The organism is Pseudomonas sp. NPDC078416, from assembly GCF_050268485.1.
In the GTDB taxonomy this organism is placed as follows: Bacteria; Pseudomonadota; Gammaproteobacteria; order Pseudomonadales; family Pseudomonadaceae; genus Aquipseudomonas.
Genome location: NZ_JBNNGV010000007.1, coordinates 131626 through 143669 on the forward strand (window position 1 = coordinate 131626; position 12044 = coordinate 143669).

General features: G+C 59.4%; 10 protein-coding genes. 8 read left to right on the forward strand and 2 right to left on the reverse strand.

Going from position 1 to position 12044, the window contains the following annotated elements:
• Positions 1-592: 592 nt before the first annotated feature.
• From ACQKEN_RS10025 to cysC, 6 genes are read left to right on the forward strand one after another with little or no spacing between them, the layout of a single operon-like run.
• Positions 593-1696 (forward strand): transaldolase family protein, encoded by a 1104-nt coding sequence (locus ACQKEN_RS10025; RefSeq protein ID WP_427685320.1) that lies wholly within the window; start codon positions 593-595, stop codon positions 1694-1696.
• On the forward strand, positions 1693-2430 hold the full coding sequence (locus tag ACQKEN_RS10030; RefSeq protein WP_427685321.1) for a sulfotransferase family protein: 738 nt from the start codon (positions 1693-1695) through the stop codon (positions 2428-2430). Before ACQKEN_RS10025 ends, ACQKEN_RS10030 begins: the two co-directional genes overlap by 4 nt.
• Entirely contained in the window at positions 2427-3158 is a 732-nt protein-coding gene (locus ACQKEN_RS10035) for an SDR family NAD(P)-dependent oxidoreductase (protein WP_427685322.1), read from the forward strand. The genes ACQKEN_RS10030 and ACQKEN_RS10035 overlap by 4 nt, the downstream gene beginning before the upstream one ends.
• Before the next feature lie 46 nt (positions 3159-3204).
• Positions 3205-4407 carry a hypothetical protein gene (locus ACQKEN_RS10040; RefSeq protein WP_427685323.1) on the forward strand — a complete coding sequence of 401 codons (1203 nt, stop codon included), beginning with the start codon at positions 3205-3207 and terminating at the stop codon, positions 4405-4407.
• Entirely contained in the window at positions 4376-5158 is a 783-nt protein-coding gene (locus tag ACQKEN_RS10045) for a class I SAM-dependent methyltransferase (RefSeq protein WP_427685324.1), read from the forward strand. Before ACQKEN_RS10040 ends, ACQKEN_RS10045 begins: the two co-directional genes overlap by 32 nt.
• 25 nt (positions 5159-5183) lie before the next feature.
• On the forward strand, positions 5184-5789 hold the full coding sequence (cysC, locus tag ACQKEN_RS10050; protein WP_427685325.1) for an adenylyl-sulfate kinase: 606 nt from the start codon (positions 5184-5186) through the stop codon (positions 5787-5789).
• A gap of 41 nt (positions 5790-5830) precedes the next feature.
• Here cysC and ACQKEN_RS10055 read toward each other — a convergent pair whose 3' ends face one another.
• Positions 5831-6814 (reverse strand): amidohydrolase family protein, encoded by a 984-nt coding sequence (locus ACQKEN_RS10055; protein WP_427685326.1) that lies wholly within the window; start codon positions 6812-6814, stop codon positions 5831-5833.
• Positions 6815-7026: 212 nt separating this feature from the next.
• Between ACQKEN_RS10055 and ACQKEN_RS10060 the strand changes: the two genes are divergently transcribed.
• Positions 7027-7956 (forward strand): LysR family transcriptional regulator, encoded by a 930-nt coding sequence (locus ACQKEN_RS10060; protein ID WP_427685327.1) that lies wholly within the window; start codon positions 7027-7029, stop codon positions 7954-7956.
• A 120-nt stretch (positions 7957-8076) separates the two neighbouring features.
• Here ACQKEN_RS10060 and glgX read toward each other — a convergent pair whose 3' ends face one another.
• Positions 8077-10296 carry a glycogen debranching protein GlgX gene (glgX, locus tag ACQKEN_RS10065; RefSeq protein WP_427685328.1) on the reverse strand — a complete coding sequence of 740 codons (2220 nt, stop codon included), beginning with the start codon at positions 10294-10296 and terminating at the stop codon, positions 8077-8079.
• Positions 10297-10608: 312 nt separating this feature from the next.
• Between glgX and ACQKEN_RS10070 the strand changes: the two genes are divergently transcribed.
• Positions 10609-11853 (forward strand): outer membrane beta-barrel protein, encoded by a 1245-nt coding sequence (locus tag ACQKEN_RS10070; protein WP_427685329.1) that lies wholly within the window; start codon positions 10609-10611, stop codon positions 11851-11853.
• Positions 11854-12044 lie beyond the last annotated feature (191 nt).

Consider the following 12044-nt stretch of genomic DNA (forward strand, 5'->3'; position numbering starts at 1 on the left):
GAGGGGCACGTGCGCTGTGCTTGGTGATGGAATCGCAGCGGCTCCGCGCCCGGGCCATGTTTAACGTATTACATGTTTGCAACTTGGTTATAACTAACTGGCGAGTTAATAAGTTGCTCTGATCTTCAAAAAGGGCATGAAACGGGATGAATGGTGGCTGTCTGATATTGAACACTTCGCCGTCGTTATTTTAATTGGACGTCACTTCATTCATTTGAATTCCTTCAAATTGAGGCACGAACTCCGCCCACTATTTCGCTTTATATTAGTAATAAGAGAACGCCTTTATTATTCCTATTCGGCATCAGAAATCCGGTTAAATGCATTTGACAGGGCATCTGATCGGATCCATCTTAATGCCTCCAAGGCTCAGATACATGACTATCAGTTTGAAAAAGCTGGCATTTTGCCCGTGCTTGCTCGGGGCCTTGACGTCTAGTGAATCAACCGAAAAGGGAAGGGCATTTCCATGGATGCTTCGGGCTTCGTTCAAACTTTAAAACTTAATAACTCCGATTCGGAAGTCTGGTTCGATTCATCACCCACTGTATATAAAGAGTGCCAGGACAAGTTGCTGCGGGCCTATCCGGAGATGCGCGAGCTTATTACCGGATTCTTGCCTGATGAACCGGGTCGCTCGGATGCGAGCGTCAGCGGCGCTACCACCAACCCGGCATTGATCAGTCACGCGGTCTTGAGCAATGCGGCCCATTACCGGGGCTTTCTCCACACATTGCCGACGTCGATGCCGACGGATGATCGGTTTAGACAGCTCTACAACCAACTCATCATCGATAGCGCGCGGCCGCTGCTCCCCATGTTCCGGCAAACGAAGCAGCAGGCGGGCTGGCTGTCCGCACAGGTCGAGGGCGGGCACTGGATGAATCAGGACGCACTGGTTGCCCGGGGTCTGGAACTGGCGGCGCTGGCGCCGAACATCATGATCAAGATCCCGGGCAGCGCCCAGGGCTATCGCGCCATTGAGCAACTGGTAGCCCGGGGCTGCTCGATCAATAACACCTTCTGTTTTACCGTCTCCCAGCTGGATGCCTGTCTCAAGGCCATTCACGCCGGGCGTCAGCGGGCGCTCGCCAACGGCGTTAACACGGAGCGGGCGCGTTACGTGGTCAGCTTCATGATCGGCCGGCTGGGTGCGGAACCGGAATTTGAGCGCCAGGCGCGGGGCAGTCGCATTCACCTCAGTGCCATGGATAAGCGCTGGGCCGAACTGGCGGTGTATCAGGCGATGCAGGCCCTGTTGCGACGGTGCGAGACACCGGCGCAACTGTTGCTGTGCAGCATCAAGGTCGACACCGATGCGCGCGGGCGCGAGTGTTGCTGGCACCTGCAGCGCACCGGGGCCGATACCACGCTGTACACGCTGACGCCCCAACTCATCGAATTCCTCGTGCGCCGCCAGCAGGCCGGGCGCAGCATCGTACCGGCGACGGAATGGGTACAGATTCCCGGCAAAGTGCTCGACCGCCTGCTGGCCATTCCGTATTTCAACCAGGCGTACTTTGAGGGCGGCCTGACCCCGGACGACTTCGCCCGTCATCCGGCGTTCCTGACCGCAGGCCATGACGTACGCCTGGGCGTGCAGCGCCTGCACGACTTCATCGTCGACACCCTTGATCCGCCGGGTTTCACGCCCCTCATCGCGCGTCATCAGACGATCCTGGAGGGACGGGCATGAACCGCATGATCGGCCTCTGGGCCCATCCGCGCTCGCGATCGACGATCCTCGAAAGGGTATTCATCGAGCGCGGTGACTTCGAGGTTTTTCACGAGCCGTTTTCGCACATGGCCTTCGACGAACAGTCCGCCATTCCCCATGGAGACCTCAACTGCGGCGTGCCCCGTGACTATGAAGCGATCAAGGCGCTGTTGCGCGACGCCCGCCAGCGTGCTCATGTTTTCCATAAGGATATGGCTTATCACTGCCTCACCCCGTTGAAGGACGACGCCGCGTTTCTTGAGGAGCAACAGAACGTCTTCATCATTCGCGACCCGGCCCGGGCGATCCTTTCCCATCACGCGATCTTCCCGCAGATGCCGGCGCACGCGATCGGTCACCAGGCGCTGTACGACCTCTTCTGCGAGGTCAGGCGGCTGACCGGCAAAACCCCTTACGTGATCAACGCCGAGGATCTGGCCAGCCGCCCGGAAACCACGATGCGCAGGCTTTGCGACCACCTGCAGGTGGATTTCATGCCTGAAGCGTTGAGCTGGAATGCGAGTTGCCCCGAGCAATGGAAAGCCTGGCGCAGCTGGCACACGGACGCCGAAAACAGCACGACGATCATGCCGGGCAGCGCCGATTTCGACCCGCGTCCTCTGCACGCCAACCCCCAGCTGATGACGTATTACCAGCTGCATCGACCCTTCTACGAGCGCATGAATCAGTTCACCGAGCAGGGACAGCCATGAAAAAAATCGTCATCACGGGTGCCGCCAACGGCATCGGCAAGGCCACCGCCGTTGCCTGCGTCAAGGCCGGCTACTACGTCATCGCGGCGGACAGCGACAGGCTGGGCCTGCAGTCGCTTCAGGCAAGCCTGCCCCTGCACCGACTGGAAACTCATCTGGCGGATTTCTCCCAGGCGCACGTTTATCAGTCGTTTATCGGCAACCTGTACGACCTTCACAAACACCGGGCGCTGTATGCCCTGGTCAACAACGCGGGGATCTATCACGGTAAAAGTGTGTACGACTACACCGACGCGGAAGTGGACGAAATCTGGGCCGTCAACCTCAAATCGCTGGGGTACCTCTCCAGGGATTTCGCACGGCGGGAGCCGGCGACCGGCTACTCGCGCAGCATTGTCAACATCACCTCGGTGGCAGGGGAGGTCGGCAGCATGGATGCGTGGTACGGCGCGACCAAGGCTGGCGTGATCGGACTGACCAAGGCCAACGCCTGGAATTTCAGCCCCGGGGTCAGGGTGAACGCCGTATCCCCGGGGCTGATTCGCGACACCTCGATCCATGACCGTATTCCCGAGCACCGGCGCCGGGAGTACGAGCGTCAGGAGCTCATCAAGGAGCCCATTGAGCCCGACGGGGTCGCCGACGTCATTCTGTTTCTGCTGTCGGAGCAGAGCCGTCACCTGACCGGAAAAGTCATCGCAGTGGATAACGGCGCCTACCCGCGCTAGTGGTTGGAAAATAAGAGGGTTCCTCACTTATTCAAGGGAGAACACCATGCACCGCAAAAAACTGCTCATCGTTGGCGGCGGCAACCTAAGCCTGCAAATTTTGCAGATTCTGGCGCCGCGCAATCAGTTTGAATTCCATGTGGCCAGTCGCGACAGCGAGAAAACCACCCGCATGTGCAACCTGATCCGTCTGGCGGCGCTGCAACAGAACGTAATGGTCGAGATCCACAGTCATCACATGGACCTGCGTGAAGCGTGCATCAGCCGCAACGCCGAAACGCTTTTGAAAATCAGGCCTGACATCATCCTCAACTGTGCCTCGCTGCAATCCTGGCGGGTGATCACTCAATTGCCGGCCGAGCGTTTTGCTGCCCTTGATCAGGCGCAGCTCGGGCCCTGGCTGCCGATGCACCTGGCGCCGGCCTACGCCCTGATGCGAGCCGTCAAACAATCCTGCCCGAAAAGTCTGGTGATCAATGCGGCGTTCCCGGATGCGGTCAACCCGATTCTCTACAAGGTTGGCATGGCGCCGGACGTCGGCATCGGCAACATCGCCAACCTGATCCCGGCCACGCGCTCCGCCATTGCGCGTCTGGCGGGCTGCCTGCCGACGCAGGTGTGCGCCAAACTCGTGGGCCATCACTATTTCAGCCACAGCGTGCCCCGCCACGGCCTGCCGCCGCAGCGCCTGGAAACCAGCTTCAACCTGACGTACTGGATTGACGGCGAAGAGCGCACCGGTGAACACGCGGCGGAGGCTATCTTTGCCTGCGTCGCCCGTGAATTCAGCCGGCTGGGCGGCGTCGACGGTCAGTACCTCACCGCCATGTCGGCGGTGACGGTGCTGGAAAACCTGCATGCCGAGCACGAGGTGCGGGTGCACGGCCCGGGTCCACAAGGCCTGCCCGGGGGTTATCCGGTCAAGGTCGGCATGGGCAAGGTCCTGCTCGACCTGCCTTACGGCGTGACCCGGGAAGAAGCAATCAAGGTCAACGAAGCAGGGCAGCGGATGGATGGCATCAAACTGATTCGCGCCGACGGCACGGCGGTGTTTGGCGAGGCGCAGATGCAGGTCATGCAGCGCGAACTGAATTTCGCCATGGCCGAGATGCGCGTGTGCGACGCCGCCGCCTGGGCAGAGGAGTTGGGCAGCAAATACCAGGCATACGCCGAGGGCAGTCAGCCCAACAGTAACCATCACACAGGAGTCGCCGACCATGCCGCAGCTCATCGCGCTTTCGCCTGCTGACCCATTGGCAATCGCCTATCACGATTACGCCCGGCAGTACGAGGCGGACTTCGTCGAGCGCTGGGACGAACTCATCGACTGGGAAAAGCGCGCGGCCGGCGAGGGCGCCTTCTTCCACGATTTGCTCCGTCAGGCCGGCGCCTGGCGTGTGCTGGACGCCGCCACCGGCAGCGGCTTTCACGCAGCGCAGTTGCACAAGGCCGGCTTCGACGTCACCGCCTGCGATGGCAGCCCGACCATGGTGGATCGCGCCCGACGCAATTTCGACCGGCTGGGCGTTGACGTGCCGGTCCATCGTTACGACTGGCAAGCGCTGGACGCCCGCGTACTGGGCACGTTCGACGCGGTGCTGTGCCTGGGCAGTTCGTTGTGCCACTTGTTCGAAAGCGAGGCGCGTATCGCCGTGCTGAAACGGTTTCGGCAAATGCTCAAACCCGGTGGGCTGCTGCTGATCGATCAGCGCAATTTCGAAGCGATTCTCGCCGGCCGCTTCACGTCTTCAGGGCGCTATTACTACTGCGGCGATACCGCTCGCGTCACCCTGGGTGAACTGAATGAGTCGGTGTGCGAGTTCGTCTATCGCTTCGCCGACGGTGCGCAGTATCGGCTGCGGGTGTGTCCGATTCGTCCGCGCCAGTTGCAGGACGAACTGCGCGCGGCGGGTTTCAGAGCCCCCCATGCGTATGGCGATTTCAAACCGGTCTACGACGTCATGAACGTCGACTTCATCGTCCACCAGGCCCACGCCTGACGCTGACTCAAGGAGGAGCATTGTCATGAACACCCACACCCCTGGCCTGACGCCGCCCAACAATCTGGTGCCATACCCGTTCAGCGAGACCGGGACGGCCCCGTCCTCCGCCCGACCGAGAGTCATCTGGTTGACCGGTCTGTCGGCGGCAGGGAAATCCACCATCGTCGACAGCCTTAACCCGGTGCTTCGGGCACGGGGGCTGAACACTTGCATTCTGGACGGCGACTCTGTGCGCACCGGTCTGTGCCGCGACTTGAGTTTCTCCACCGAGGACCGTGATGAAAACGTGCGGCGGGTGGCGGAGGTGGCGGCGTTGATGGTTGAAGCAGGGTTGACGGTGATGGTGGCGTTGATCTCGCCAACCCGCGCGGCCCGGAAGTTGGCCCGTTCGATCGTGGGCAGTGCGCGATTTGTTGAGGTGTTTGTCGATGTGCCACTGGCGGTGGCTGAAGCCCGTGACCCGAAAGGGCTGTACCGCAAAGCTCGGGCCGGGAGTCTTTCGGGATTTACCGGGGTGGATTCGCCCTACGAACCGCCGGTGTTTCCGGAACTGCATATTCGCAGTGATGAAGTTGAGGTGGGGCGAGCGGTGAGGATGATTGATGACTGGTTGTTGGCGCGGGGGTAGGAAGGAAAGATGCGCGGATGGCCGTGGTCATCCGCACATCTTTATGCCGGCAATCCGCGGATCAAACGCGTCCAGTTGCCATGGGCAAATGCCTCGGTCGCTTCTGGGTCAAGGCCGCACTGTTCGACAAAGTTTCGCGCATCCCGACCCGGCCGGTACTGGTAGGGAAAGTCGCTGGAAAACAGCAACCGCTCGGTGCCGACGATCTCGACGGCACGCTCCAGATAGTGACGAAGAAACATGCCACTGGCCGTCACATACAGGTTGTCGCGAAAGTAGGTCTCGATCGGACGCTCCAGGCCGGCGACCTGATCCATTCGCGCAAAGCGTTCGGCATAGAACAACACCAGCTCGCCCCAGTGGCCGAGAATGATCTGAAGCCTGGGCAAGCGATCAAAGGTGCCAGACAGGATCAGCCTTAGAAACTGCAGGCCCGCATCGTAGTGCCAACCCATACCGAAGGTTGCGAAACACGCGTCCAGCGTCGGGTTGAAGCCGGAGTAGTAAGCGTCGCGCACGGCGGCTGGCGGGGTGCGGGGATGAAGCAATATGGGCGCGCCCAGTGCTTGGGCGCAGGCAAAGATTGAATGAAAGCGGCTGTGGTCCAGGTTGTCTTCACCCACTCTCCCGTACAGCATCGTGCCTTTGAAACCCAGGGTCGTGACGCAACGTTCCAGCTCCAGTGTGGCCTGCTCGGGCGAACTGACTGGCAACGTTGCCAGCGCCTGAAAGCGGTCGGGATGCCGTGCGACCGCCATGGCGACCGTGTCATTGATCCTGCGCGCAATGTCGACGCTTTCCGGGCCGAGGTCGTGAAGGGCAGGGGTGGTAAGCGACAGCACTTGAACATCCAGCCCTGTTTCATCCATCAGTGCGAGACGCTCGTCAGTCAGATTCGCCAGGCGTTTTTCGATGGCGCCGGCGTGGAAGGCGACACTGGGATCGGTCAGCTCTAGGCCTATGGCGCTCCACGCATCGCGCACTTCATCCGTCAGAAAATGCTCTTCAATGCCTATCAGCTTCATACTGTTCTCCACGCTTACCGCGCAATTGTCTGGCCGAGCTAATCCGTGCCCATGGAAGGGTTTTGCCCAGGATGCCGGGGGCTTGCTCCCCGGGTCGTTGGGGTGGATTCGACTATAAAGTCGGCGTGTAAAAAGCGGTAGACGCACAGAAATCACACTATAGTTGCGCGCGACGCCATAGCTGGCCATCGCAACCCGGGCGGATTTTCCGTATGAGCAATGTCGATCTGAACCTCCTCCTGGCGCTGGATGCGTTACTCGCCGAACGCAGCGTGACCCGTGCCGCTCGCCGCTTGAATCTGAGTCACTCGGCCATGAGCCGGACGCTCGCGCGCTTGCGTGTGGTGACGGGTGATCCGTTGCTGGTGCGCGCTGGTCGGGGACTCGTGCCCACGCCGCGCGCGCTGGAGCTGGTGGACCACGTGCATACGTTGACGCGGGACGCCCTGGCGGTGCTGCGTCCGCAGATCAGCGAGGTGGACATGGCCTCCGTCGAACTGACGTTCACGGTCCGCGCCAGCGAGTCGTTCATGAAGTGGCTTTCGGCCCCGGTGGTGAAGGCCGTTCTTGAAGTGGCGCCACGCATCTGTCTGCGTTTCGAAGCGAAGCCCGACAAGGGGGCGCAGCCGCTTCGGGAGGGGCTCGTTGACCTGGAGATCGGGCGAATCGGAACGTCGGCCCCCGAGATTCGCACCCGCTTTCTTTTCCACGATCACTACGTGGGCGTGGCTCGGATCGGGCACCCGATGCTGGAAAAGGAGCCGGTGACGATTGAGCAATTTGCCATGTGCAGTCATGTCGTCGCGTTGCAAGAAGGGCAGGCGATCAAGCCGCTGAATGACGAACTTGAGCGCGTCGGTCTGCGACGCAACATCACCATCGTGGTGCCGGGCTACCCGGATGCGATGAGGATCGCGCGCCAATCGGAATTGATCGCCATCGTGCCGGCGTCCTGCCTGGGTGATGTCGCTTCAACCGATGGCTGCAGGAGGTTGGGACGCTTTGATCTTCCGTGGCCCATCCCGGTCTTCAAGGTCTCGGCGCTCTGGCATCCGCGCATGGACGCTGACCCTGTCCACCGCAGGCTCAGGGACCTCGTCATCTCCACCTGCCAGGCGGCGTACTCCGGTGTAACTCTTTAAACAGCTCGTGCCTCGGATACTCCGAGTCCAGCGGATGAACACGCTCTATCGCAGATCGGTCCACCGGTATGGCCCAGCCGCCTGACTCATCACCGGCCGACCGATCCGGTCAGTACGCCGCTATTTCTTGTATGTGTTGTCGCCGTGGCGCACCAGCCTTTTCTTGCTTATAGACAGTTCAAATAGCAACGTCGAACGCCCGGTGACTTGATAGCTGTCACCGAACATGAATCTTTCCTCCCCACCTTCCAGCTCTGGCTGATGGGTATCGAGTTGCAACGTCCAATGCTGGCCCAGCGGTACCTCGGGCAGAACGAAGTCCACGACATCAAAATGGGCGTTGACGATGATCAGCAGGGAATTCTCACCACCCGCTTTACGGATGCCCGTGGGTTGTGCGCGGCCATCGAGCAGGATCCCCATGCAGCGATTGTTGCCATCATTCCATTGTGCCTGGGTCATCTCCTGACCATTAGGCTGCATCCAGCTCACGTCTTTGATGGCCAGGTGTTCGTTGTAGACCCCGGTGAAAAAGCGGTTGCGGCGCAGCAGCGGATAGCGCTGGCGAAGATGGATCAGGTACCGCGTGAAGTCTTGAAGTTCAGCGCCTTTCTGGCTGATGTCCCAGTCGAGCCAACTTATCTCATTGTCCTGGCAATACGCGTTGTTGTTGCCCCGTTGAGAGCGGGCAAATTCATCCCCGGCCAGCAGCATGGGCGTGCCCTGAGCCAGGAACAGCGTGGCGAGCAAATTGCGCATCTGCCTGTAGCGCAATTCAATGATCCCGGGATCATCGGTGCCGCCTTCGACGCCGCAGTTCCATGAGCGATTGTCAGAGTGGCCATCACGATTACCTTCACCGTTAGCCTGATTGTGCTTGTCGTTGTAGGAAACCAGATCATGGAGCGTGAACCCATCGTGGGCCGTCATGAAGTTGACCGAGGAAGCAGGCTCTCGACCCCGTCGGTTGAACTCATCGCCGGAGGCCAGGAAGATTTTGGCAAAATCACCGAGTCGATCCGCATCGCCCTTCCAGAACGCGCGGGAAATATCACGAAACTTGTCGTTCCACTCCATCCACCCCGGCGGAAAATTACCGACTTGATACCCGCCCGGCCCGCAATCCCAAGGTTCTGCAATCAACTTGACGTGATTAAGAGTCGGGTCCTGGCGACAGGCATCGAGGAAGCCGCCACCTTCATCAAAGCCGTGAGGTTCACGGCCCAGTATCGTCGCCAGGTCAAAGCGAAAGCCGTCCACCCCCATCTCGTTGCTCCAATAGCGCAGCGAGTCGGTGACCATCTGTAATACGCACGGGTGACTCATATTCAGGGTGTTACCGGTCCCTGTGTCGTTGATGTAGTAGCGTGCATCGTCAGGCATCAGGCGGTAATAGTTGGCGTTATCGATGCCTTTGAGGGACAGCGTCGGACCCCTCTCATTGCCTTCTGCCGTGTGGTTGTAAACCACGTCGAGAATCACCTCGAGACCGGCTTTGTGCATCCGCGAGACCATCACTTTGAATTCGCCGATCGACGCGCCAGCCATGTAGCGGGCATGGGGCGCGAAGAAGGCCAACGTGTTGTAGCCCCAATAATTTCGCAGGCCTTTCTCAAGCAGGTGATGGTCATCCAGGAAGTAATGGACAGGCATCAATTCTACCGAGGTCACCCCGAGTGACTTTATGTAGTCGACCACGTCACTTTCGTGGAAGGCAGCAAACGTACCGCGCACCGCCTGCGGCACGCCGGGATGCTGTTGGGTGAAGCCGCGCACATGGGTCTCGTAAAAAACGGTGCGCGCCCAGGGGACATTGGGCTTGGGGGTATTGCCCCAGGTGAAGGCCGGGTCAATGACCCGACAGCGAGGCATGAAAGGCGCACTGTCGCGCTCGTCAAAGGACAGATCTGCATCGGGGTGGCCGATGGTGTAGCCGAACAGCGCATCGTTCCACTGCAACTCCCCGACGATTTGTTTGGCATAAGGGTCGATGAGCATTTTGTGATGGTTGAAACGATGACCCTTGCGCGGCTCATACGGCCCTTGCACCCGATACCCGTACAGGGTGCCCGGTCGTGCATCGGGCAGGTAACCATGCCAGGTTTCGTTGGTGAATTCCGGCAGTTCGATCCGCTCGATTTCTTCCTTGCCATCGGCATCGAACAAGCACAGTTCGACCTTGGTGGCGTGGGCCGAAAAGATTGCGAAGTTAACCCCGGAACCGTCCCAGGTCGCTCCCAGCGGATAGGGCTGACCTTCCAGGACGCGTGAGTGCGTCTGGTTCCGGAAAGCGTCATAAGCGCTGGTTTTGGCCTCGTTCTCAGGCGTCTTGGCGGTCATATACATGGCTCATGTTTAGCGTCTTTCGATCCTGTCGGGTCGACAGCGCTATTTGAAGAGAAGAAGGGCGGGTGCGGGCATCGTTTGATAGTGATGCAACTTCACTGGTCTTCAACGCCCTTGATGAAGTGCAACAAAGATGGGTGGATTGAGGGGCAACGGAATCAGTCTGTTCAAATTGAGCCTGGCGCGCCATGGCAACAGTCTGAGTTTTATTGAATTTTTACGCTGACGTTAAAAAAGACAACGATAACTTGATGCCCGAATAAGTAGGCTTGCTCGCAGTTTATTCAAGGTATCGAGAGCATCACTATGAAGCAGTGCGTCATCCGGCATTCAGGTTCTATTAACGGTTTCGCCGAAGGTCAGAAGAGTTCTTTAAACGCCCCACGCTTCCATCGTATCTACGGCGGGGTTGCCTTAGTGCTCGTCGCAACCAGCGCAACAGCAGATCCACTGGCTGCGCCCAGTCTTTCCAGCACCTTGCAACCCAATGACAACCCCTTTGCCATTGATGCCGGTCCCCTCGGGAAAGTCTATGTCAGTGGGCAACTGTCGGGGATCACGCTTTGGCAGAACCATGTGGTGGATGCACCCGACACGGGCAACTCCACGTCGCTTTCAGATGTCAGCAATGCCCAGGTAGAAGTGCAGAGCATCGAGGGGCCGCTGCAGTTCTACATCCAGGCAGGGTCTTATGCGCTACCGTCGCTGGGTACGCCATACCTCAAGTCTGACAAGACAGTGGACAGACTTTACGGTGACGTGCCGGTCGGTTATCTGAAGGCGGTTATCAGCCCGGAATTCTCCGTCATGGCCGGGTCGCTACCCACCCTGATTGGCGCCGAGTCGACCTTTACCTTCCAGAACATCAACATCCAGCGCGGACTACTGTGGAATCAGGAACCTGCCATCAGTCGGGGCGCGCAGGCCAACTATTCCAGCGGAAAAATTAATGCCGCCCTGTCAGTGAACGACGGTTTCTATTCTGGAAAGTACAACTGGGTGACGGGCTCGTTCTCATACGCGCTTGACGCGGCCAATACGTTAAGCGTGATTGGCGGTGGAAATGTCTCCAGCAATTCGAAGTCTTCGGTTGCAACGCCCACTGCCCAGAACAACAGCCAGATTTACAACCTGATCTTTACCCATACAGAAGGCGCGCTCGTTCTCACGCCTTACCTGCAATACACACGGGTCGATGAAGACGCACACGCCGGGATAGATCGCGGGGCTGAAACCTACGGCGCGGCATTCCTGGCCAAGTACAGTTTCTCGACTCACTGGTCCCTTGGCGCCCGTGCCGAATACCTGGACAGCAAGGGCGGGGACTGTTCAACCGACGAGGATTGCTCGCCGACAAACCTGCTGTATGGGGCAGACTCCAATGCCTGGTCGCTGACGGCGACGCCTACCTACCAGGACGGTCGTTTCTTCGTCCGGGGTGAGCTTGCTTACGTCCGCGCCGAAGAGGCCGCCTCGGGTTCGACCTTCGGGGACGACGGTACCCGGCGCGATCAGGTTCGGGTGCTTGCGGAGACCGGCGTGCTGTTCTAACCGGCATCGCGGGTCGATAGTGCGCTAACAAGCGTCGGGCGGCTCACTAAAAGCCTAGTGCCGCCCGATGCCTTGCGCCATCCGTTGCTTAGGTAACCTCAGTCAAGAAACCGTAAAGAAACCTGGCGGCCACTTGTGTTATCTGCCAGATAACTCAGCATGCACACTCCAATTAAGGCAGGTGGGCGAAA